The organism is Povalibacter sp. (assembly GCF_036735925.1).
In the GTDB taxonomy this organism is placed as follows: Bacteria; Pseudomonadota; Gammaproteobacteria; order Steroidobacterales; family Steroidobacteraceae; genus Steroidobacter.
In genome coordinates this window covers 1-22417 of the sequence record NZ_DAINNK010000026.1, presented here as the reverse complement: position 1 = coordinate 22417, position 22417 = coordinate 1, and the positions used below count along the sequence as shown (strand labels likewise).

Genomic DNA, 22417 nt, shown 5'->3' with positions numbered 1-22417 from the left:
ATTTCTGTTCCGAGACCCCGTGTCCCCCGTGTTCCCCGTGGAAATTCTTCTTGATCTTATCTCCGTGTCCTCCGTGATCTCCGTGTGAAACCCGGATCTTCCTACCCGTTCGCAGCGACGCGATCGACGGGCAGGGGAATGACTTCGGCGAGCGGGCGTGTTTCGGTTTCGGCGGCGGGCCGGGGGCGAGGAGCGAGGCGGGGAATGGGATCGTCGCCGTGCAGTTGCTGGTGGGTGTTGGCGAGCCACTGTTCGATGTGGCGACGGAAGCGTTCGATGGCGCGGGCGCGGAAGACGATGAGGCCGGTGCCTTCGAACATCTGTTCCTGCGCCGGCGTCACGTGATACCACCATTGCAGCCGGTCGAGTCGCGATCCCTGGAAGTACGGCAGCGAGATCGAGAAACGGCGACCTCTGCGGGTCGGCTCGGTTTCAGCGAAAGCGAAATAGTCTTCGAGTGCGCGAGGCAGTTCGATGAGCGTCATCCGATCACTTGGGGAGCGTGGGAGCGACGCGCCGATCATAGCGAGTAGGGAATGCACCTTCCAAGGCCTCGCGAAGACTTCGACAGAACTTTTTTCCGGGCGATGACCTGGGCGCGATGCAAACGCAATCGGGGTGGTGCAAGACAGACTGTCGCGCACCGAATTGGTCCAGTGCCGGGGGGTCGATCGGCAGCGACTGACGGATTCCGCCGCCGGCCGCAATGGCGGACCGGTTTTCGAATTCCGCGCGGTACGCGAGCAATCGCAGGCGGAAAGGCACGGAGCGCGTCGGCATTCGCCCGGCGCCAGTGAGATCCAGATCACACAATTCCTGCGCCGTCAGCCCTTCATCTTCGCCGCCTGTCTGCCGATGCAAACTGGGTGAAGCCGCGTCCGCGGTGCCTACGGCTACCGGTGTTCAGGATCGATGCTGAAGAAGATCGCCATATCGCAGGTCCGGACGGGAATGTTCCTCAGCTCCGTCGAAGGCTCCTGGATGAATCATTCCATCTGGAAGAGCAAGTTCGTCATCAACGATGACGAGACGCTGGCGCGCGTGCGCAACTGCGGCGCGAAGGAATGCTGGATCGACGTATCGCAGGGAGTCGACGTGGCGTCCGAGGCGCCGCTGGTGCAGGTCGTGCCGCGATCGCCGGCGGAGCAGACGGCGCCGGCCAATGCGCCCGTGTCGTCGCAGCGCAAGTCGATGGCGGATGAACTGCAGAATGCCGCGAACGTGCTGAAGCGCTCCAAGGCAGCGGTCAACTCGCTGTTCGCCGAAGCGCGCATGGGCAATGCAGTCAACACCGGCGAGTGCAAGCCGCTGGTCGACGACATCGTCAATTCCGTGGACAGCAATGCCGATGCGCTCATCAGCCTGTGCCGGCTGAAGCTGGCGGACGAATACACTTATATGCACTCGGTCTCGGTGTGCGCGCTGATGGTGTCGCTGGGCCGCCAGCTCGGACTCGACGATGACATGTGTCGCGACGCGGGCATGGCGGGGCTGCTGCACGATCTGGGCAAGGCCGCGATGCCGCAGGACATTCTCAACAAGCCCGACAAGCTCACGGACGAGGAATTCACGATCATCAAGTCGCATCCCGTGCGCGGCCACGAGATGCTGCTCGACGCCGGCGTCGACAACGATCGCGTGCTCGATGTCGCGCGCCATCATCACGAGCGCATCGACGGCAAGGGCTATCCCGACAAGCTGTCGGCCGACAACATCTCGTTGATCGCGCGCATGAGCGCGGTCTGCGACGTCTACGATGCGATCACGTCGAACCGTCCCTACAAGGCTGGCTGGGATCCGGCCGAGTCCATCGCGAAGATGGCGTCGTGGCAGGGTCACTTCGATCCGATCGTGCTGCAGACGTTCGTCAAGACGATCGGCATCTATCCGGTCGGTTCGCTGGTGCGTCTGGCTTCCGGCAAGCTGGCAGTGGTGGTCGAACAGAATCCGAAGAAGCTCACGGCGCCCAAGGTGAAGGTGTTCTTCTCGACCAAGTCCGGCTTGCCGCTCGAACCGAAGCTCATCGACCTCGCCGAGTCGCACGTGCAGGAAAAAATCATCGCGCGCGAACCGCCCGAGAACTGGAACTTCAGTTATCTGCAGGATCTCTGGGCAAGCCACGTTCCCTGACGTTCGGAAGGTCTTCCTGTGGGGCCGGCTTCAGCCGGCCTGATCGTCCGATCGTCTCACTCCATCTCCATTTCCCGTTTCGTTGTCGTTACAACAGGGTCACCTCCCGTCGATTCCTGCGCGCGCGGCATTTCTGAGTTTCAGTGATGCGCATTTCTCGTCGACTGCATCGCCGATAACGTAGCGCGCAGTTGTCGAATCGAAGGGGCATCGAATGAAACGCAGATGGATCGCGCCGGTCGCGCTGATCGGAGTTGTCGTCGTCGCGGGATCCGCGCTGGCGGCATGGAAGCATGCGAGCCTGGTCGAGGCGGACATCGCTGCGGCGAGTCAGCCGGAAGCGGCGGAGGCGGTCGCGGTGGCGATTGCGCAGGAACGGCAGCACAGCCGCACGACGACGTCGATCGGCACCGTCGTCGCGCTGCGATCGATCACCGTGCGCAATGAGCTGCCGGGCACCGTGAAACAGGTGGCGCTGGTGCCCGGGCGGATCGTGGAAGCGGGTACGGTGCTGGTGGCGCTGGACGTTTCGGTGGAAGAGGCGGAGCTGCGGGCATTGGAAGCGCAGGCCGAGCTGGCGAGAACGCAGTTCGCGCGCATGCAGCGCATGAGCGAGCAGCGCGCCGCTTCCGAAATGGAAGTGGACACGGCGAGGGCGGAGCGCGACGTATCGCTCGCGCAGATCGAGAAAACCCGCGCGATCATCGCGCGCAAGACCATTCGTGCACCGTTCCGGGCGCGGGTGGGCATTGCCGACGTTCATCCCGGGCAGTATCTGAACGAAGGCACGTTGCTGACGACGTTGCAGGGCGTGGACGAATCCGCGTACGTCGATTTCACCGTGGCGCAGCAGGTGGCGGCGGCGTTGCGGGCGGGAACGAACGTACAGGTCCTTGCCTCCGGTGCCGAGCACGCGACCGCCGCCGAAATCCTCGCAATCGATGCACGCGTCGATCCGGTCACGCGCAATGCAACGGTTCGCGCCAGATTGCACGATGTGACGCGTGCACCGGCGCCGGGTGCGTCCGTACGCGTGCAGGTGCCGCTCGGTGTGCCGACGCTCGCGGTAGCGATTCCGGCCAGCGCGCTGCGCAAGGGACCGTCCGGCGATCACGTATTCGTGCTGGAACAGGACGAGCATGGCGACACGCGCGCCAGAACGCGTCTGGTGAAGGTCGATGCGCTGTCCGGCGATGAGATCGTGGTTACGGACGGCCTGTCGGTCGGCGAGCGGGTTGCAACGTCCGGGTCCTTCAAGTTGCGCGAGGCTGCGCTGGTGGTCGCCGAGACACCTGCCGAAGCCGTCGCAGCGAATGCGGTGAAGCCCGCCAACGTCAATCTCTGACGGCGGAACCCTCCCATGCGCTCATTCACCGACATCTTCATTCGTCATCCGGTTCTCGCCGTCGTCGTCAACCTCGTGCTGGTGCTGGTCGGTACGCGTGCGCTCCTGACGCTGCCGGTGCAGCAGTTTCCGAGCGTCGAAAGTTCATCGGTCATCATCACCACGGTGTACACCGGTGCGAGCGCCGAGACGATCCGCGGCTTTCTGACCACGCCGATCGAGCGCGCGGTGTCCGCCATCAGCGGCGTCGACTACATCGAGTCCACCAGTCGCGCCGGACTCAGTACCGTCACGATCCGGCTGAAGCTCGATCACGACAGCACCGACGCGCTGGCGCAGGTCACGGCCCGTCTGCAGCAGGTGCGATCCGAGCTGCCGGCGGAAGCCGAACCGCCGACGTTGGAAGTGCAGCGCGCGGACCGTCCCTATGCGACGTTCTATCTCGGCTTCACGTCGACGCAGCGCGACGTGCCGGCGCTGACCGACTGGCTGTCGCGCACCTTGCAGCCGCAGCTCGCGACGCTCGAAGGCGTGCAGCGCGTCAGCTTCGAAGGCGCGCGGCCGCTGGCCATGCGCGTCTGGATCGATCCCGATCGCCTCGCGGCACGCAACCTGTCGCCGGGCGACGTGCAGGCGGCGCTGCAGCGGAACAACTATCTCGCCGCGGTCGGCCAGACCAAGGGCAATCTCGTGCAGGTGAACCTGCTCGCGGATACGGATCTGCGCGCGGTGTCGGAGTTCGAGAACCTGATCGTGGCGGATCGCGATGGCGCGATCGTGCGGCTGAGCGATGTGGCGCGCGTGGAACTCGGCGCCGAAGAGGCGACGATGGTCGCCAAGTACAACTCGCAGCAGAGCGTGTACCTGGGCGTGTGGCCGCTGCCGGGAACGAACGAGATCGAAGTCGCGCAGCATCTGCGCGAGGAAATGCAGCGGATCGAGCCCAACCTGCCTGACGACATCGAGATGCGGCTGGTGTGGGACGGCACCATGTTCATGCGCAGCGCGCTGAAGGAGATCACCAAGACGCTCGGCGAGACGGTGCTGATCGTCGCGATCGTGGTGTTCCTGTTCTTGGGCTCGATCCGCACGGCGCTGGTGCCGCTGGTGGCGATGCCGGTGTCGCTGGTCGGTGCCGCCATCGTCATGCTGGCCTGCGGCTTCAGTCTGAACCTGCTGACCATCCTCGCCATCGTGCTGTCGGTCGGCCTGGTGGTGGACGATGCCATCGTGGTGGTGGAGAACATCGAGCGGCACGTGCGCGAAGGCAAGTCGCGCATCGAGGCGGCATTGCTGGGTGCGCGCGAGCTGGCGGGTCCGATCGTTGCGATGACGATCACGCTGGCGACGGTCTACACGCCGATCGCATTCCAGGGTGGATTGACCGGCTCGCTGTTCCTCGAATTCGCGATCACGCTGGCGGCGGCTGTGGTCGTCTCCGGCATCGTCGCGCTGACGTTGTCGCCCGTCATGAGTTCGCATTTCCTGCACGCGCACGGCAAGCAGGGGAAGCTGACGATCATCGTCAATCGCGCTTTCGACGTCGTCAGCCGCGCCTATGCGCGCGGGCTGGATCGTGCGCTCGGGATGCGTGCGGTCGTCGTCGTGTTGGCGCTGCTGGTGACGCTGGCGGCATGGCCGCTCTATCAATACTCGCGCCAGGAACTGGCGCCGGTCGAAGACCAGAGCCATATCAGCCTGTTCTTCGAAGCCTCTCCGGATTCGACCTTGAAGGCGACGGATCACGATTCGCAGAAGCTGATCCAGGCGATCACGGCATTCCCGGAAACCGATTTCACGTGGTCGCTGACGGCCGACTGGGGCGGCTTCGGCGGACTCGTGGCGAAGGACTGGCACGAGCGCGGACGATCCACGGAACAGATGTTCGGCGATGTCTACAACGCGGTGTCGCAGGTGCCGGGGCTGCGCGTCTACACGCGCCTCGATCCGCCGCTGCCGACGCCGGGTCAGTACGACGTCGAGCTGATCGTGCAGAACGAGTCGTCGCTCGAAGAACTCATGGCGACCGTGCAGGCGGTGCAGGATGCGGGCATGAAGAGCGGCAAGTTCCTGTACGTCGACACAGATCTGAAGTTCGATCTGCCGCAGGCACGCGTGGTGCTGGATCGCGAACGTCTCGCCGATCTCGGGCTCGATCTCGCCACGGTCGGACGGGAACTCGGCACGCTGCTTGGTGGCGCGTACGTCAACCGCTTCAACTACTTCGATCGCAGCTACAAGGTCATTCCGCAGATCGGCGATGAGGATCGCGCCACGCTCGATCCGCTGCTGGATCTCAAGATCAAGACGCCGGATGGCACGCTCGTACCCGTGTCGACTTTCATGCGCATCGAGTCGACCACCGGTCCGCGCACGCTGAATCGCTTCCAGCAGCGCAACTCGGCGCGTGTGTTCGGCGGCGTGCAGCCGGGTGTGACCAAGGACGAAGGCCTGCGGGTGCTGGAGGCGGCGGCGACGGCCGGTCGCACGGGTTCGCTGATCGACTACGCGGGCGAGTCGCGCCAGATCCGCCAGGAAGGTGCGGCGCTTACGGCCACGCTCGCGTTCGCCGTCGTGCTGATCTACCTGGTGCTCGCGGCGCAGTTCCAGAGCTTCCGCGATCCTCTGATCGTGCTGCTCGGCTCCGTGCCGCTGGCGATCTCCGGCGCGCTGGTGTTCACGTTCCTGGATCTGACCACGATCAACATCTATTCGCAGGTTGGCCTGATCACGCTGGTCGGACTCATCGCCAAGAACGGCATCCTGATCGTGGAATTCGCCAACACGTTGCAGGAACGCGGCATCGAGAAACTTGCCGCGTTGCGCGAAGCCGCGCTGACGCGTCTGCGGCCTGTGCTGATGACGTCCGCCGCGACGGTGTTCGGCCACTTTCCGCTGGTGCTGGTGTCGGGTCCCGGTGCCGAAGCGCGCAACAGCATCGGCATCGTGCTGGTCACCGGCATGATCGTCGGCACGATCTTCACGCTGTTCGTGGTGCCGGTGTTCTACAGCCTGATCGCTGCGGATCATCGCTCGCAGGTGCCGCTCGACGATGTGGCGGTTGAACCTTCGGTGGCGTGAGATCCCCCAGCGGGACAGGGGTTTCTGTAGGTCAGGCTTCAGCCTGACTTCCGAAAAAGAGGCCGGCTAAAGCCGGCCCCACAGTAAGAACCCCCACCCTAACCCTTCCCCCGCTACGCGTAGGAGGGGATCAGACGTAGTCTGGGAAGGGGATCGGCGGAGAACACTCACGTGAACGATGCGAAGGTCGAAGGTGGCTGCCTTTGCGGCGCGGTACGTTACCGGGTCTGCGGACCGCTGCTGTCGAGCAGTATCTGTCATTGCCCGACCTGTCGGCGTGCCAGCGGGGCGCCCGCGGTCGCCTGGTTCGTCGTGCGTCTCGATCACTTCGAACTGTTGCGCGGCGACCTGACGACATTCGCGTCGTCGGCCCCTGTGATCCGGCAGTTCTGCGGACGCTGCGGCAGTCAGATCGTCTATCGCAATGACGATGCCCCGGCGCTGATCGAGCTGACGACGGCCACCCTGGACGATCCGGAAGTCTTTCCGCCGACGCGCGAAATCTGGCTGTCGCACCGCATTGCCTGGGAAGCGGTCGACCCGCAGCGCGAGCAGGACCCTGAGGAAAGTCATGCCTGACTACCGGCGTCCGGTCAGTTGAGTCGGCAACGCAGGGGCGTACAGTGCGCCACAGTTCCATCAACAGGCCGGGAGGCAATCATGACGAGCACAGGTCCCTACAGGGGAAGCTGTTTCTGTGGCGAAGTGCAGTTCGAAGTGTCCGGGCAGCCGGCGGCGATGGGCTATTGCCATTGCGGTTCCTGCCGCCAGTGGTCGGCCGGCCCGGTCAATGCGTTCAGCCTGTGGCAATCGCAGTCGCTGCGCGTGACGAAGGGATCGAGCAGCATCGGCACGTACAACAAGACGCCCATCAGCTACCGCAAGTGGTGCACGAAATGCGGCGGTCACCTGTTCACCGATCATCCAACGATGGGCCTGGTGGATGTCTATGCCGCGATGCTGCCGGAGTTGAAGTTCGAACCGGCCCTGCACGTGCACTATCAGGAAACCGTGCTGCGCATCCCCGACGGCAAACCGAAGATGAAGGACATGCCGGCGGAGATGGGCGGGTCGGGGGTTACGCTGCCGGAGTGAGAGTGAGACAAAGAGTAACCGTGACCGGAAGGGAATCCCACGGGACAAAGAACGCATAGAACGCAAAGGCCGGAAGGAAGCCATAGCCGCAAAAAGCGCAAAAGGCGCAAAAGCAGAAGAAGACAACATCCTTCTGCTTTGCGCCTTTTGCGGCTATTTTTTTTCGTTCTATGCGTTCTATGCGTTCTATGCGTTCTATGCGTTCTTTGTCCCGTGGGATTCCCTTCCGGTCACGGTTACTCCGTCTTCTTGAAGAAACCGGGCCGGCATCGCTTCCCGATACGGGAAGTACTGGAACCAGGGGCGCGCCTCCCCGAGCGTGCGCCGAACGCTGGGGCGTTCCAGGAGGCGTTCGAAATACGCCGCGAGGTGCGGGCAGGACGCGGGGAACGGTTCGACGATGCCGGCATAGAACAGCGCCGGTGCGGCGGCGCAGTCGGGGAGCGTGAACGTATCGCCGATGGCCCAGCGTCGGGTCGCGAGCTGGCGATCGATCATGCCGTAGGCCATTCCCAGAACCGTGCGCGCCTCGGTGACACCTCGCGGATCTTTCTCGCCGTCGGCGCGCAGACGATCACCCACGATCTTCTGCATGGGGATGGCGACGTACAGGTCGAAGACGCGGTCCCACAGACGCGCATCCAGCAGGGCAGTCGCGTCGTGCGGCAGCAGCGGCTGCGGTCCCGGATAGAACTGCTCCAGGTACTCGATGATGATGCTGGTTTCCGGCACCGTGCAGTTGCGCTTCTCGTCGCGCAGCACCGGGATTTTGCCCATGGGCCACATTTCGTAGTGCCGTGCGTGCTGCGCGGTATCGAACAGATCGATCGTGCGCGCTTCGAATGGCGTTCCGCTTTCGTAGAGCGCGATCAGTACCTTGTGACAGAACCCCGACAGCGGGTGCATGTGCAGGACGAGTGACATGTCATGAATTCCTTGTTCTGCGCGGCTCAGGAGCCCGAACCTTCCGGCGCCGCCGCGCCGGCCAGCGGCGGGCCGCTGAACTCGGCTTCGACGATCACGTCGACCGCGTCGCTGACGCCCATCTTCGTTCCCGGTTCGGGAATGCCGTAGCTCATGCCGAAGTCCGAGCGCTGCAGCGTGCCGTGCGCGGAGAAGCCGATGCGTGCATGTGGATCGAAGGGATGCCCGGCATAGCCGCCGTTGAAGGTGGCATCGAGCGTGACGGGCTTCGTCACGCCGCGCAGCGTGAGATCGCCATGGATCTTCATCTGGCGCGGACCGGTGACTTCGACGGTCTTCGACTGCCACGTCATCTGCCGAAACTGCGCCGCGTTCAGCCACTGCTCGCCCTGCAGTTGCGCGTTGAAATCCAGCGTCGCGGGATCGGGGAAATCGGTTTCGAGCGAACGCGGGTCGACCGTCACGGTCACGGCCGACGCAGCGAGGTTGGCGGGATCGAAGGTCAGAATCGCATCGAACTGTCTGAAGCGCGCGGTGTAGTTCGAGAACCCCAGGTGATCGACGCGAAAGAGCAGGCTGGCGTGAGCCTTGTCGAGGGTATAGCTGCCGGCAGGAACGTCGATCGGCGTGTCAGCCGCGGGTGCGGGCGTTTCGCCGGCCGGTTCCTGCTTCGCGCAGGCGCCGAGGGCGGCGAGTGCACAGACGAGCGGATAAAGAAGCTTCGCTTTCATTGTCGGTCCTGTCGTGTCGTTCGAGCTCTGCGCCAAGGACGGATGAGCCGCGGCGGAGCCGACAGGATGACATGAGTTCTCCTTGTAGGTCAGGCTTCAGCCTGACTTCTGGCCGGCTGAAGCCGGCCCCACAGGCAGACAAGAGCTACTGCGTCGACACCACCCGCGGATCCTCGATCTGCTCCTCCGGCGTCAGGATCCAGAACAGCACGTAGACCAGGATGCCGGGGAACGCCGCCGAGCACACCGAAATGACGACATACAGCACGCGCGCCAGCGTCACGTCCATGCCGAAGTAGCACGCCAGCCCGGACACGACACCGCCGATCATGCGGTTGGAACGCGAACGTCGCAGCGGAGCATTGAACTGGCTCATGAACTTGAAGCCTCTCCTCTAATGGTCCCGTCGCACATCGACGAGCGGCGCGAGGATGCGCGCGGTTGCGATTGCTCTACAGACCCGACCGGCGAACAGCGGCTCGTCGCCGGCAACGACTCGCAGGTGTCGGCGATCAGTCGCCCGGATTGCGCAGCACGCCGGTCGATGCGCGGCTGATGAGCTTGTGCGGCAGGCGCGTGGACTTCGGCGCATTGCCCGAGAGCAGCGACTTGAGCAGCAGATCGGCGGCGGAGTAGGAGAGTTCGTACGTGGGCTGGCTGATCGTCGTCAGCGGCGGCCACACGGTGCGGGAAATGGCAGCGTCATCGAAGCCCGCGACCGACAGTTGTCCCGGCACCGCGATGCCCATTTCATGCGCGGCCATCAGCGTGCCCGCCGCCATGTCGTCGTTCGCCGCGAAGATGGCGGTCGGACGCGACGGCAGCGCCAGCAGCTGGCGTGCGGCCTGCAGGCCGGAGTCGAACAGGAAGTCGCCCTGTCGTACGTAGTCCTGGTTGAACGGAATGCGATGCGCCTTGAGCGCGGCCTTGTAGCCTTTCAGTCGCTGGCCGCTCGCATAGTGACCGTGGCGGCCGATGATGAACGCGATGCGGCGATGGCCGAGACCGATCAGGTATTCCGTCATCTCGCGCGCCGCGCCCTCGTCGTCCATGTCGGAGTAGGGCGAACGATGCTTCATGTCGTTGGGCGCGATGCGCGCGAACGGCAGCCCGTGTTCGTCGAGCGCGCGAATGATCTCGACCGATTCGCTCAGCGGCGGCGCGAGGATCAGCCCGTCGATGTGCGTCTGGTTGGCGAAGGCCATCACGTCCTGCGTGAGTTCTTCGCCGCTGCCGGTGACTTCGTGCAGCAGCAGCAGGAACTTGCCTTCGCGACAGCGGGCGAGCGCGCCGCGCTGCACTTCGATGGTGTAGTTGCCGCTGGGATTGTCGTACACGAGACCGATCAGGTACGAACGCCGGCTGGCGAGGCTGCGTGCGGACGGACTCGGGTGATAGTTGAGGCGCTTGACCGCCACCATGACGCGGGCGCGCGTTTCGTCGCGTACGTTCGGTTCATTGTTGAGGACGCGCGAGACTGTCTTGATGGCGACGCCCGCCGCCTTGGCAACATCATCGATACTGGCCTTGCGGGAGCGGGCCGGGGAATCGTCGTTCTCAGCGGTCATCGTGCGTGCGCCGTCATTCAAGCATCGGGCTGCAGGGCCCGGTTCGATACAGTCGATGTTGTTGAGGGCCGCCGCAGCGGGCCCGCTTGCGCGCGCATGGTACACCCATGTCCGGTGCAGGCGCTTTCTTGGCTGCCGCATTCCCTGTAAAACTCTGTTGTGAATCTACCGGGATTCGTCCGTGGGTCCGCAGAGGCCGATACGGGCGCCGGTACAGGGGGGATCGTCGATGGTCGAGTCCGTTCCTTCGGGACTGGCTGTATCCGAGGGCGTTGCTGCGGGCGCAGGCGATGAGATGCCGCGCGCCAGTCACTTCTTCGTGTTCGTCTATGCGCTGGCGTATGCCGGTGTGTGGCTTGCGCTGCTGACGCCCATGCTCGTGACGATTGCGCTGCGTGTCCGGCAACTCGCGCCGGACAACGCGGCCGGGCAGCTGGCGATGGTGCTGGGCATCGGTGCCTTCTTTGCGCTCGTCGGCAATCCGGTGTTCGGACGGCTGAGCGATCGCACCACGTCGCGATACGGAATGCGCCGTCCGTGGCTGATCGGCGGCATGATCTGCGGCACCGCCTGTCTCGTCATCGTGGCGTTGGCGCCGAGCATTCCCGTGCTGCTGCTCGGCTGGTGTCTGGCGCAGCTCGCGTTCAACGCGGTGCTGGCGGCGATCGTTGCGATCCTGCCCGATCAGATACCGGCGTCGCAGCGCGGTACCGTGTCGGGCGTGCTGGGGATCTGCATGCCCATCGGGCAGGTGAGCGGTACGTTCCTGGTGCAGGCGTTGCCGACGTCGATGCTGATGATGTTTCTGGTGCCGGCCCTCGTGGGTTCGGCGACCGTGATGTTGCTCGTGCTGCTGCTGCCCGATCGACGTCAGCAGCCCGCGCAGCTGACGGCCTCGACGCTGCGCGAGTTCCTGCGCTCGTTCTGGCTGAATCCGGCGCAGCATCCCGATTTCGCCTGGGCGTGGCTGAGCCGCTTCCTGCTCGTGACGGGCACGGCGTTTCTCACGACGTATCAGTCGTACTACCTGATCGACAAGCTCGGTTACGACGTGACGGCGGTGCCCGGACTCATCTTCAAGTCGATGCTGGTGCAGGCCAGCATGATCGTCATTTCCAGCCTGCTGGGCGGCCGGATTTCCGATGCCACGGGACGCCGCAAGATTTTCGTGCTGGTCGCCGCCGCGGTGTACGGTTCCGGCCTGTGGACGATCGCCGCTGCGAGCGACTATTCGGAAGTGCTGATCGGTATGGCGCTGACCGGCGTCGGGCAGGGCGTGTACTTCGCCGTCGAACTCGCGCTCGTCACGCAGATCCTTCCGAACCGCAAGCTGGATGCGGCCAAGGATCTCGGCATGTTCAACATCGCCAATGCGCTGCCGCAATCCGTGGCGCCCGCGCTCGGCCCGATCATCCTTTCGCTCAGCCATGGCGACTACACCTGGCTGTTCATCGCGGCGGGCGCCATTGCGTTCATGAGTTCGATTGCGATTCTGCCCCTGAAGGGCGTTCGATGATTCTCGATGCAGGTCCATCACCAACGAGGGAATGACCATGAAGAAGCCGATCTGGTTTGCAGCGCTGATGCTGATCGTCGCCGGAGCGTTCTCCGTTCTGCAGGCGGCAGACGGATCGCGGTTCGCCGGCAAATGGACGGGAACGTGGGAAGGCGGCGGTTCAGGCGGTTCGCTGGTGTTGACGATCGCGGCCGGCGCGGACGCGGGCGAAGTTGCGGTCGGGCAGGATACGGGTGACTACACCGCGACGTTCGCGTCGGTGTCGGTCGCCGACGATCGTCTCACCATCCGCTATCCCTACACGCCGGATCCGCAGGCGGACATTCTGCTCACCGGCACTTTCGCTGGCGACTCCGCCAGCGGCGAATGGAACATGGTGGCGAAAGGCGAGAGCACGTCGTTCGCGAGCGGCACCTGGACGGTGAAACGCTGATCTGCTTCTTCTGTGGGTCAGGCTGTAGCCTGACAGTTCTCAGGCCGGCTGAAGCCGGCCCCACAGGGAAGAGAGAGGGCGGTCATCCGCCGCCTTCCTTCGCCAGCGCGCTCCTGTGGCGTGCGAACAGCAGATAGACGGCGAGCCCGACGATATTCCAGATGACGAAAAACAGGATGGTCATCGCCGGCAGATTCCAGAAGAGATACAGGCAGCCCACGACAGCCAGTGTCCCGACGAGCCCGGCAAGTGGCGTACGGAACTTCCGGGGAAAATCCGGCGCCCGCTTTCGCAGGATAAGCATGCAGATCGCGACGGAGATGAAGGCGCACAACGTTCCGGCGTTCGCCAACGCGGCAATTTTATCCAGAGGCAGCAGGCCGGCGATCATCGACACGATCACGCCGGTGACAAGGATCATCAGCACCGGCGAACCAGTACGTTCGCTGATGGCACTCAATCGTTGCGGCAGCAGTCCATCGCGCGCCATGACGAAGAAGATGCGCGACTGCCCATACATGAACGCCATGATCACGGTGGGCAGAGCGAGCACCGCAGCGCCGGCGATCAGGTTCGCGGCCACCGGGTGATTCAGGCTGCGCAACACCAGCGCCAGCGGCTCGGGACTTGCGGCCAGCGACTGGTAGGTGGCACCCCCGAGAGCCGCGGCTGCGACCGCCATATAGATGAAGGTACAGATCAGCATCGAGCCGACGATGCCGATCTTCAGGTCGCGCCCCGGGTTACGCGTCTCTTCCGCCGCCGTCGATACGGCGTCGAAGCCATAGAACGCGAAGAAGATGATGGCCGCGGCCGCCATCACGCCGTGTTTCACGCCGTCGACCTCGGTACCGGCGAATCCGTAAGGCATGAAGGGCGTGAAGTGGTCGGCATCGAAGGCCGGCACTGCCAGCGCGATGAACAGCGCCAGCGCGATCAGCTTCACGAACACGAGGATGAGATTGACGGTCGCGCTCTCGCGCGTGCCGAGCGCCAGCAGTCCGGCCACGGCAAGCGAAATCAGAATGGCCGGCACGTTGAGGACGCCGCCGGCGTGCGGGCCGGCCAATAGCGCCTCGGGTACGTTCCATCCCGCCGACTTGATGACGCCGGCTGCATAGCCGGACCAGCCGACGGCGACCGCACTGCACACGACCGTGTATTCGAGGATGAGCGTCCAGCCCACGACCCAGGCGAGCAGTTCGCCCAGGACTACATAGCTGTACGTATAGGCGCTGCCGGCCACAGGCATCATCGTCGCCATCTCGGCATACGCCAGTGCCGCGCAGGCGCAGACGATGCCGGCGATCACGAACGACAGGATGACCCCGGGGCCTGCCAGCCCGGCGCCGACGCCTGTCAGCGTGTAGATGCCCGTTCCCACGATGCCGCCGACACCCAGTCCGATCAGGTGCGGCCAGCTCAGCGTGGGTTTCAGGGCATGACCGGAGATTCCGGCAGTGATGGTGTCGAGCTGCTTGCGCCGGTTCCAGTACGCCACGTTGTCGTTCTCCAGCGGCGGTCGTAGTGAAGGGATTGTAACGACAGGGAAGGAACCGGACGGGTACGTTTGCGATTGAAAGCAAAGGTATACAGCGTCACACGCGTATGAACGACACCCTGCTTACCGTTTTCGGCATCGCGGTCACGCCCTGGAAGCTCGTCGGCTATCTCGGCATCGTCCTGTTCGCCGGCCGCTGGGTGGTCCAGCTCATCGCTACCCGGGCGCGTGGCCGACCGGTCATTCCGCGTTCGTTCTGGCTCATGAGCGTGTCGGGCAGTGCGCTGCTGCTGGCCTACTTCATCTGGGGCAAGAACGACTCGGTCGGCGTCCTCTCCAATCTCTTTCCGATGGGCGTCGCCCTGTACAACCTCGCACTCGATCTGCGCGCCGCACGCGAGGACCGCCTCGCCCATTCGCTGCCGGGTCATGCAGTGGGGCGCTAGCCCTTTTCGCCGATTCCATCCGTACTGCGTTGGACTACGCTGCTGGCGGCTCGTGAAGGAGTCGCAGCCGCAGCGTCATGGCCAAGAACATCATCATCTGCTCCGATGGGACGGGGAACACCGCCATCAAGGGGCGCGGCACCAACGTCTTCAAGATCTTCGAGTCCGTCGATCTCAATTCGCATCGCTTCCATCCGGAGCGCGCGCCGCAGGTCGCGATCTACGACGACGGCGTCGGCACGGAGAGTCTGCGGCTCATGCGCGTTCTGGGCGGCGCCGCGGGCTATGGACTGAGCCGCAATGTCCGCCAGCTCTACAAGGAGCTGTGCCGCATCTACGATCCGGGCGACCGGATCTTCCTGTTCGGTTTCAGTCGCGGCGCCTTCACGGTGCGCAGTCTCAGCGGCTTCATCGGCACCTGCGGGATCATCGATGTGAACCGGCTCGAAGGTCCCGACGATCTCGATGCCCTGGTCAGGCAGGCATACGAGGTCTATCGCGGCTGCTATCGCACCTGGCTCATGAAAAAACTCATCGGGCCCGTGGATCGCAGCGTCACGGTGCAGTTTCGCGAACGGCACTGTCATGGCGGCGAGCGCATCTACTTCCTGGGCGTGTGGGATACCGTCGATGCCGTCGGCCTGCCGCTGCACGTCTCCGACCTGGTGAACAAGCTCGTCTATCAGTTCAAGTTTCCGGATCTCGTGTTGAGCACCGCCGTCGACCGGGCCGTGCACGCGCTCGCCATCGACGATGAGCGTCAGTCCTTCCAGCCGCTGATCTGGGACGAGACGGCGCCGCTGCAGCCCGGCCAGTCGATCGAACAGGTGTGGTTCTCGGGCGCGCACTCGAACGTCGGCGGCGGGTATCCCAAGCAGGGCATGTCGCTGGTCGCGCTCGACTGGATGATGCAGCACGCCGAACGGGCGGGACTGCGGTTCGTCGCCAACGAACGTGCCTACTACGGCGAGCACGCCAACGTCGACGACAAGCTCTACGACCCGCGGTCGGGTGTCGGCATGTTCTACCGCTGGCTGCCGCGCAATGTCGCGGCGATGTGCGAAGCCAGCGGCGTCACGCCCAAGCTGCACCTGAGCGTGCTGGAACGGATCGCGCACGGCACGGACGACTATCGTCCCGGCAACCTGCCGGCCAGCTCCCAGGTCGTATTCACGCTGACGGGCGATCCGGTCAAGGATGCGGCGGCGGCCGAGCGCGCCAGGAGCGTGGAGACGGTGCTTCGGGAAGGGCATCCGGAGGCATCATCGCTGCTCGCGACGGTCGCGACGCGGCTCAATGTCGGCCGGCTGTCGTACCGGATCTTCGTCCTGACGATCGTCGCGGTGCTGCTGCTCGCCGCTTCCGCCACGCCGCAGGCGACGACCTCGGTCCGCGCCTTCGTGACGAGCCTCGGGCTCCTGCTGTTCGAACTGGTTACCAGTCCGTTCGACACGCTGCGCGTGCTGTTCTGGCATGGATCGAAGTCGCTGCTGCTGGCGGGCGTCCTCGTCGCGGGGCTCACGATTGCGTGGCTGCTGTCGTCGTGGTCCACGCGCGGCATGAGCCGCGCGTTCGCGGGCTTCTGGTTCGTTCACCAGCAGAAACTGCGCGATGCGTTGAAGAAGGCGCGGGCGCGCAGCGCCGAAGCGAAGCAGTGACGCGATCGCGTCGTGCGCTGGCGTCCGCCCTCTGTCTGTAGGTCAGGCTTCAGCCTGACTCCTTATAGAAAAAGAGGCCGGCTGAAGCCGGCCCCACAGGAAGAGGAAGAAGATAGGGGAGCGATCACACTCCCCGCATCAACACCACGACCCCCATCACCACGAAGATGGCCGCCGTCGTGATGTGAATCGGCCGCAGCGGCAGCGATTTTCCGGCGAGCTGTCCCAGCAGGACGACCGGCACGTTGGCGAGCATCATGCCGAGCGTGGTGCCGATCACGACCAGTGCCAGCGCGTCGTACCGCGCAGCGAGTGCGACGGTCGCGATCTGGGTCTTGTCGCCCATTTCCAGCAGGAAGAAGGCAATCACCGTGGCAGCGAACACGCCGAAGCGCGGCGGCGCCGTTTCCTGCGCGTCGTCGATCTTGTCGGGAATCAGGGTCCAGATGCCCATGACGATGAACGACAGGCCGAGCACCCAGCGCAGGATGTCCGGGCCGAGCGCCGCGGCCGCCAGTGCGCCCACCGCACCGGCGAGCGCATGGTTCAGCAAGGTTGCAATGAAAATGCCGGCAATGATCGGCAGCGGCTTGCGATAGCGGGCCGCGAGCACCAATGCGAGCAACTGGGTCTTGTCGCCGATTTCCGCCAGCGCGACGACGCCGGTGGGGACGAGGAGGGCTTCGAGCATGTCGTGTACCGGGTCGAGCGGCGATTGAGCCCATGACGCAGCCTCCCCGCTCGACCCCAGGCTTGCTGGTTGACGGGACACTGCATCATCGGTCTCGCCCTGCCCGGACCTTGCGGTCGAGCCGAACGCGCCATGGCCGCATGGCAGCCAAGTGTGTTGACGCGCTCTCCGCGAACCTGACAAAGCCGGTCGCGGCAGCTACTCCCCAACGAAGGGCGCGCAGCTTAGGCAGCGCCCGCGCGTCGGTCAATCAGCCACACCATGAACTGGCGCAACGTCGCCGGAACCTTCAGCGGCGATATTGTCTGATCCGGTGGCCGGCAAAACCCCGTCACGAATCGGCTGTAACTATCGGCACGGTGCCGGTGTTGTGGCACCGGGACGGCGGCGATCATCGGGAAATCGCTGACCACCGCTGTAACCTTTCGACGAAGCCGAGCGTCAAAGGGTGCATTGGGAAGGAGCCTGCGACAGCGTCAGGCGCCTCGTGGACTGAGCCAAGAATCCGATGCGGCGCGCCGATGGCCGCGATGCCGGATCGCAGAGAGGAATCGCAGTGAAAAGTCATGCACGGCAGCAATCCGCGGTGGACAGCGTGTCCGAAACCGATAATTCGGCAAATGTACACAACGAATCGAGCCACCTGGCCACGGTCTCCCGGCTCGCTCCCGTGCAGCCGCTGGATGAATCCGTGACCGCCGACGTCGGCTACGATGGCGGCGTGCGGGACACAGGCAGGAAGTCGATGCGCGTATGGGTGATCGCGGCCCTCGCACTCGCGGCGGCAGTCGCGACATGGATGCTCACGCGCGCTCCTGCGGCACCGGCAGCCGATCCTGCCGCAGTCGCAAATGCGACGCCGCTCGAACTCGCCCAGGTCGACGTATCGGCAGTCCGGGAGCGGGTGCTGGCGCGTTTCCTGCCGCTGTCGGGTTCCATGTCGCCCGTCGTGCAGGCGACGGTGAAATCGAAGGTCAGCGGCGAAGTCGAACAGGTTACCGTGCGCGAAGGTCAGGACGTGCGCGAAGGCGACATCATCGCCCGCATCGATACGCGCAATCTGCAGGCCCAGTACGACCGCGAACTGGCCGCCGTCGACAAGGCGCGTGCCGATCTCGATCTCGCCACGCTCAATCGCGACAAGAACCGCACGCTGCTCGAACAGAAATACATTTCCCAGAACACGTACGAGCAGACCGAGAGCGCCTATGCGGCGAACGTTGCCAGCCTGCGGCTGGCCGAGGCGCAGGCGCGCATGGTCAAGATCAGTCTCGAAGATTCCGTCATTCGCGCGCCCTTCACCGGCACCATCGCGAAGCGGCTGGTGCAGCCGGGCGAGAAGGTCTCGCAGGATTCCTCGATCGTCACCGTGGTGGATCTGCGCCAGATGCTGCTCGAAGCCGCGGTGCCGGCTGCGGAAATTCCCTCGGTGCACGCTGGCCAGACTGCGCGCTTCAAGGTCGGCGGTTTCGGCGAGCGCGAGTTCACGGGCGAAGTGCAGCGCATCAATCCGACGACGGTGGAAGGCTCGCGCGCCATCACCATCTACATCGCGGTGCCGAATGCCGATCGTTCGTTGAAGGGCGGCATGTTCGCGCAGGGACAGCTGGCGATCGACGCGACGCAGCCCGTGCTGTCGATTCCGCAGATGGCGGCGCGCGACGAAGCCGGCGCGTCGTTCGTGTATACGCTCGAAGACGGCAAGATCGTGCGCAAGCCGGTCACCCTCGGTCAGCGCGTGAAGGGTCAGGATTTCGTCGAGGTGCGCGAAGGACTCACCGCCGGCGAGCGCGTGATCGTGGCCGACATCGGCGAGGCCAAGCCGGGTTCGCACGCGGTCGTGCGCGGTGATGCGGAAAAGATCACCGCGGAAGCCGGCTGATCGGGCTTCCCGTTCCGTTCCGTCGGTCCTCGTTCGTCAGTTCTCTCCGTTCGTCCTGAATCCGTCGAGGACGAAGGACTCTTGAGCAGTTTCAATCATGTGGATCACACGCGTCAGCATCACACAGCCCGTCTTCGCGACCATGGTCATGCTCGCGATCGTGGTGCTGGGCCTGTTCTCCTACCGGCTGCTGCCGGTGGAGCAGATGCCGGATGTCTCGATTCCGCAGGTCTACATCACGGTTTCCTACCCCGGCGCCTCGCCGGAAGCGATCGAGAATGACGTCATCAAGCCGATCGAGAACGTCGTCAATTCGATCAATGGCGTGAAGAACATCTACGCCACGGCGCGTGAAGGCATGGCGTTGCTGCAGGTCGACTTCCGGCTCGACATCGACATCGCCGAGTCGACGCAGGAAGTGCGCGACAAGGTGGCGCAGGTCCGCGCCGGCATGCCGCGTGAAGTGCGCGACCCCACGATCGGTCGCGCCACCAACGACAGCTCCGTCCAGCCGATTGCCAGCATCGTCGTCTATTCGACGACGCGCAGCCTGCGCGAGGTGTCGACGCTCGTCGAACAGCAGGTGGTCAAGCGTCTGCAGAATTCCTACGGCGTCGGCAACATCGGCGTCGGCGGTTCGGTGGAGCGCCAGGTGCAGGTGTTCCTGAAGCCGGAGCAGCTGCAGAGCTATCGCGTCGGCGTCGACCAGGTCATCACCGCCATCCAGGCGGCGAATCAGGATCTGCCGGCCGGCGCCATCGCGAACGGCCAGCAGGAACAGCTCGTGCGCGTCGAAGGCAAGATCAAGGATCCGGCCGGCTTCGAGCGCATCATCGTCGCCAACCAGGGCGGCGCGCCGGTGTACCTGCACCAGGTGGCGAACGTCGTCGACGGCGAAGCCGAGGAAATGTCCATCTCGCGCGTCGACGGCAAGCGCGCCGTCTCGCTGTACATCTACAAGGTGCAGCAGGCCAACATCGTCGAGGCGGGCGAAGGGCTCAACGAAGCCATTGCCGACCTGCGCAGCCGGCTGCCCGAAGACGTGAAGGTCGAAACGCTGTGGTCCAACGCCGAATTCATCAAGGGCTCGCTGGATCGCGTCAAGAGCACGATCCTGGAAGGCGCCTTCCTGACGGTGCTGATCGTGTTCCTGTTCCTGCACTCCTGGCGTTCGACCATCATCACCGGTCTGACGCTGCCGATCTCCGTCATCGCGACCTTCATCGCGATGCATGCGCTGGGCTTCACGCTCAACTTCCTGACCCTGATGGCGCTGTCGCTGTGCATCGGCCTCTTGATCGACGACGCCATCGTGGTGCGCGAGAACATCGTGCGTCATGCCGACATGGGCAAGGATCACCGCAAGGCCGCGTTCGAGGCGACCAGCGAAATCGGGCTCGCGGTGATGGCGACGACGTTCGCGATCCTGGCGGTGTTCATCCCTGTGGCGTTCATGAGCGGCCTCATGGGCCGCTTCTTCCTGCAGTTCGGACTGACGGTCGCGGTCGCGGTGCTGGTGTCGCTGTTCGTCAGCTTCACGCTCGATCCGATGCTGTCGGCGTACTGGCCGGACCCGAAGGAGGGCCGTTTCCGCCGCATGCCGTGGCTGGCGCGGTTCATGGATCGCATCGAGGTCGGCGTCGATCGCGCCCATCACATCTACGACCGCATGCTGCGTTGGGCGCTGGGCGCTCGTCGCTACGGCATTCCCGGTCTCGCGCAGCTTGCGCGCCGGTCGCGTGGCGCGGACGAGAAGTTGCCGCGCTGGGCCAGCGTCAGCCCGCGCGCGCTGATGCTGCTGCTGGCCGCCGTCACGTTCTTCGGCAGTTTCCTGATCCTGCCGAGGGTGGGCAGCGAGATGATGCCGGAGACCGACAACGGCATGGTGTCGATGCGCGTGAACACGCCGCTCGGATCGAGCCTGCAGTACACGGATGCGAAGATCCGCGACGTCGAAGACGTGCTGTTGAAGATCGAGGGCGTCAGACACGTGGTGACGCAGGTCGGCACCGACGAAGGCAAGAACTACGCGCGCATCATGCTGCGCCTCACCGATCTGAAGGACGGCCCGCGCCCGTCGCAGAAGGACATCGAAAGGATCGTGCGCGAACGCCTGTCGCACATGGCGGGTCTGGAGACCAAGATCCAGGGCAACAACCAGCCCGTTTTCATTTCCATCCTCGGACCGGACACCGGCAAGCTCACGCAGCTGTCCGAGGAACTGATGGCGAAGCTGGCGAAGATTCCGGGCATCGCCGATCTCGAAAGCAGCGAGAAGGGCACCAATCCGACCATCGCCGTGCGCATCAACAACGAACTCGCCAGCGATCTGGGGATGACCACCGCACGCATCGGCAATGCGCTGCGCCCGCTGATCGCGGGCGACCAGATCAGCACCTGGCTCGGGCCCGACGGCCAGGACTACGACGTCATCGTGCAGCTGCCCAAGGAGCGCCGCGAGATCAAGTCCGATCTCGGCGATCTGTATGTCAGCAGCACGCGCGTCGATGCGAACGGCACGCCGATCCTGGTGCCGCTGCGCCAGGTGGCCGAGTTCGTCGAGACCGGCAGCCCGCAGCAGATCAAACGTCTGAACCTGCAGCGTCGCATCTCGGTGTATGCGAACGCGGAAGGCCGCGCCTCCGGCGACGTGGGCCGGGATGCGGAAAAGATCGTGGCCGAGACCCGGCTGCCGCAGGGCTATCGTTTCGACATCGGCGGCAATCAGCAGGAAATGAACGAAATGCTCGCGGCCGCTGGCGCCGCGCTCGCGCTCGCCGTGCTGTTCATCTACTTCGTGCTGGCCTCGCAGTTCGGCAGCTTCCTGCAGCCGGTCGCGATCATGATGTCGCTGCCGCTGTCGCTGATCGGCGTGCTGCTGGCGCTGCTGCTGACGGGTACGACGCTGAACATCTTCTCCATCATCGGTTTCATCATGCTGATGGGCCTGGTCACCAAGAACGCCATCCTGCTGGTGGACTTCACCAACCAGGCGCTGCGCGAAGGCAAGCCGCTGCGCGAGGCGATCTTCGAAGCCGGCCAGGTGCGCCTGCGTCCGATCCTCATGACCACGGCGGCGATGATCTTCGGCATGCTGCCGATGGCTGTCGGCGTGGGCGAGGGCGGCGAGATCCTCGCGCCGATGGGCCGCGCCGTGATCGGCGGCGTGATCACTTCATCGCTGCTGACGCTGCTGATCGTGCCGGTGCTGTATTCCTATATCTACGGCTTCACGCGTCGCGCGACGAAGTGGTTCCACGGCGAAGCGCCGCAGGCTGCGGAAGCACCGCAGCCGGAGTTCGGTACGGATCACCCGCCGGTCGTACCGGTACGCGACTAAGAGCAGGCTCAGCCTCTGACTGTAGGTCAGGCTTCAGCCTGACTCCTCAAAGGCCGGCTGAAGCCGGCCCCACAGG

At 64.5% G+C, this 22417-nt stretch carries 18 protein-coding genes and 1 riboswitch; of the genes, 11 read left to right on the top strand and 7 right to left on the bottom strand.

Annotation, left to right across the window (positions count from 1 at the left end):
- Nucleotides 1-101: 101 nt before the first annotated feature.
- On the bottom strand, nt 102-485 hold the full coding sequence (locus V7D81_RS10140; protein ID WP_324316261.1) for a hypothetical protein: 384 nt from the start codon (nt 483-485) through the stop codon (nt 102-104).
- 427 nt (nt 486-912) lie between these two features.
- Between V7D81_RS10140 and V7D81_RS10135 the strand changes: the two genes are divergently transcribed.
- The 5 genes from V7D81_RS10135 to V7D81_RS10115 all read left to right on the top strand — a co-directional run bounded on the left by V7D81_RS10135 (nt 913) and on the right by V7D81_RS10115 (nt 7651).
- Complete coding sequence (locus V7D81_RS10135) at nt 913-2130, top strand: HD-GYP domain-containing protein (protein ID WP_324316260.1); 1218 nt, start codon at nt 913-915, stop codon at nt 2128-2130.
- Nucleotides 2131-2344: 214 nt separating this feature from the next.
- Nucleotides 2345-3475, top strand: coding sequence for an efflux RND transporter periplasmic adaptor subunit (locus V7D81_RS10130; protein WP_324316258.1), 1131 nt, complete (start codon nt 2345-2347; stop codon nt 3473-3475).
- Nucleotides 3476-3490: 15 nt separating this feature from the next.
- A complete protein-coding gene (locus tag V7D81_RS10125) occupies nt 3491-6556 on the top strand; it encodes an efflux RND transporter permease subunit (RefSeq protein ID WP_324316257.1) in 3066 nt (1021 codons plus the stop codon).
- A 171-nt stretch (nt 6557-6727) separates the two neighbouring features.
- Nucleotides 6728-7135, top strand: coding sequence for a GFA family protein (locus V7D81_RS10120; protein WP_324316255.1), 408 nt, complete (start codon nt 6728-6730; stop codon nt 7133-7135).
- An 81-nt stretch (nt 7136-7216) separates the two neighbouring features.
- Nucleotides 7217-7651 (top strand): GFA family protein, encoded by a 435-nt coding sequence (locus V7D81_RS10115; protein ID WP_324316253.1) that lies wholly within the window; start codon nt 7217-7219, stop codon nt 7649-7651.
- 195 nt (nt 7652-7846) lie between these two features.
- Here V7D81_RS10115 and V7D81_RS10110 read toward each other — a convergent pair whose 3' ends face one another.
- From V7D81_RS10110 to V7D81_RS10095, 4 genes are all read right to left on the bottom strand, one after another.
- Entirely contained in the window at nt 7847-8575 is a 729-nt protein-coding gene (locus V7D81_RS10110; RefSeq protein ID WP_324316250.1) for a glutathione S-transferase family protein, read from the bottom strand.
- Nucleotides 8576-8601: 26 nt separating this feature from the next.
- On the bottom strand, nt 8602-9306 hold the full coding sequence (locus V7D81_RS10105) for a YceI family protein (protein WP_324316249.1): 705 nt from the start codon (nt 9304-9306) through the stop codon (nt 8602-8604).
- A gap of 145 nt (nt 9307-9451) precedes the next feature.
- Entirely contained in the window at nt 9452-9682 is a 231-nt protein-coding gene (locus V7D81_RS10100) for a PspC domain-containing protein (RefSeq protein WP_324316247.1), read from the bottom strand.
- Nucleotides 9683-9818: 136 nt separating this feature from the next.
- Nucleotides 9819-10874: a LacI family DNA-binding transcriptional regulator gene (locus V7D81_RS10095; RefSeq protein WP_324316246.1), complete on the bottom strand. Its 1056-nt coding sequence runs from the start codon at nt 10872-10874 to the stop codon at nt 9819-9821.
- 229 nt (nt 10875-11103) lie between these two features.
- Here V7D81_RS10095 and V7D81_RS10090 point away from each other — a divergent pair, with 229 nt between their 5' ends.
- Together V7D81_RS10090 and V7D81_RS10085 are read left to right on the top strand one after the other, a co-directional pair.
- On the top strand, nt 11104-12390 hold the full coding sequence (locus tag V7D81_RS10090; protein ID WP_324316245.1) for an MFS transporter: 1287 nt from the start codon (nt 11104-11106) through the stop codon (nt 12388-12390).
- 37 nt (nt 12391-12427) lie between these two features.
- The gene (locus V7D81_RS10085) at nt 12428-12823 is read left to right on the top strand and encodes a hypothetical protein (protein ID WP_324316244.1); all 396 of its coding nucleotides are present in this window, start codon (nt 12428-12430) and stop codon (nt 12821-12823) included.
- Nucleotides 12824-12905: 82 nt separating this feature from the next.
- On the opposite strand, the gene V7D81_RS10080 is transcribed toward V7D81_RS10085, so the two are convergent.
- Nucleotides 12906-14324 carry an amino acid permease gene (locus V7D81_RS10080; RefSeq protein WP_324316243.1) on the bottom strand — a complete coding sequence of 473 codons (1419 nt, stop codon included), beginning with the start codon at nt 14322-14324 and terminating at the stop codon, nt 12906-12908.
- 107 nt (nt 14325-14431) lie between these two features.
- Between V7D81_RS10080 and V7D81_RS10075 the strand changes: the two genes are divergently transcribed.
- Nucleotides 14432-14770: a lipid-A-disaccharide synthase N-terminal domain-containing protein gene (locus V7D81_RS10075; protein WP_324316242.1), complete on the top strand. Its 339-nt coding sequence runs from the start codon at nt 14432-14434 to the stop codon at nt 14768-14770.
- Nucleotides 14771-14847: 77 nt separating this feature from the next.
- On the top strand, nt 14848-16428 hold the full coding sequence (locus V7D81_RS10070) for a DUF2235 domain-containing protein (protein ID WP_324316241.1): 1581 nt from the start codon (nt 14848-14850) through the stop codon (nt 16426-16428).
- A gap of 124 nt (nt 16429-16552) precedes the next feature.
- Here V7D81_RS10070 and V7D81_RS10065 read toward each other — a convergent pair whose 3' ends face one another.
- Nucleotides 16553-17119: a TMEM165/GDT1 family protein gene (locus V7D81_RS10065; protein ID WP_324316239.1), complete on the bottom strand. Its 567-nt coding sequence runs from the start codon at nt 17117-17119 to the stop codon at nt 16553-16555.
- A 90-nt stretch (nt 17120-17209) separates the two neighbouring features.
- A riboswitch (yybP-ykoY riboswitch) is annotated at nt 17210-17338 on the bottom strand.
- Between the two features lie 337 nt (nt 17339-17675).
- Here V7D81_RS10065 and V7D81_RS10060 point away from each other — a divergent pair.
- Both V7D81_RS10060 and V7D81_RS10055 read left to right on the top strand, forming a co-directional pair.
- Nucleotides 17676-19001, top strand: coding sequence for an efflux RND transporter periplasmic adaptor subunit (locus tag V7D81_RS10060; RefSeq protein WP_324316237.1), 1326 nt, complete (start codon nt 17676-17678; stop codon nt 18999-19001).
- A gap of 97 nt (nt 19002-19098) precedes the next feature.
- Complete coding sequence (locus V7D81_RS10055; RefSeq protein ID WP_324316234.1) at nt 19099-22341, top strand: efflux RND transporter permease subunit; 3243 nt, start codon at nt 19099-19101, stop codon at nt 22339-22341.
- Nucleotides 22342-22417 lie beyond the last annotated feature (76 nt).

Coding starts and splice junctions, on each gene's coding strand:
- V7D81_RS10140 (WP_324316261.1), bottom strand. CDS start 485: ATGACGCTCATCGAACTGCCTCGCGCACTCGAAGACTATTTCGCTTTC.
- V7D81_RS10135 (WP_324316260.1), top strand. CDS start 913: ATGCTGAAGAAGATCGCCATATCGCAGGTCCGGACGGGAATGTTCCTC.
- V7D81_RS10130 (WP_324316258.1), top strand. CDS start 2,345: ATGAAACGCAGATGGATCGCGCCGGTCGCGCTGATCGGAGTTGTCGTC.
- V7D81_RS10125 (WP_324316257.1), top strand. CDS start 3,491: ATGCGCTCATTCACCGACATCTTCATTCGTCATCCGGTTCTCGCCGTC.
- V7D81_RS10115 (WP_324316253.1), top strand. CDS start 7,217: ATGACGAGCACAGGTCCCTACAGGGGAAGCTGTTTCTGTGGCGAAGTG.
- V7D81_RS10110 (WP_324316250.1), bottom strand. CDS start 8,575: ATGTCACTCGTCCTGCACATGCACCCGCTGTCGGGGTTCTGTCACAAG.
- V7D81_RS10105 (WP_324316249.1), bottom strand. CDS start 9,306: ATGAAAGCGAAGCTTCTTTATCCGCTCGTCTGTGCACTCGCCGCCCTC.
- V7D81_RS10100 (WP_324316247.1), bottom strand. CDS start 9,682: ATGAGCCAGTTCAATGCTCCGCTGCGACGTTCGCGTTCCAACCGCATG.
- V7D81_RS10095 (WP_324316246.1), bottom strand. CDS start 10,874: ATGACCGCTGAGAACGACGATTCCCCGGCCCGCTCCCGCAAGGCCAGT.
- V7D81_RS10090 (WP_324316245.1), top strand. CDS start 11,104: ATGGTCGAGTCCGTTCCTTCGGGACTGGCTGTATCCGAGGGCGTTGCT.
- V7D81_RS10085 (WP_324316244.1), top strand. CDS start 12,428: ATGAAGAAGCCGATCTGGTTTGCAGCGCTGATGCTGATCGTCGCCGGA.
- V7D81_RS10075 (WP_324316242.1), top strand. CDS start 14,432: ATGAACGACACCCTGCTTACCGTTTTCGGCATCGCGGTCACGCCCTGG.
- V7D81_RS10070 (WP_324316241.1), top strand. CDS start 14,848: ATGGCCAAGAACATCATCATCTGCTCCGATGGGACGGGGAACACCGCC.
- V7D81_RS10065 (WP_324316239.1), bottom strand. CDS start 17,119: ATGCTCGAAGCCCTCCTCGTCCCCACCGGCGTCGTCGCGCTGGCGGAA.
- V7D81_RS10055 (WP_324316234.1), top strand. CDS start 19,099: ATGTGGATCACACGCGTCAGCATCACACAGCCCGTCTTCGCGACCATG.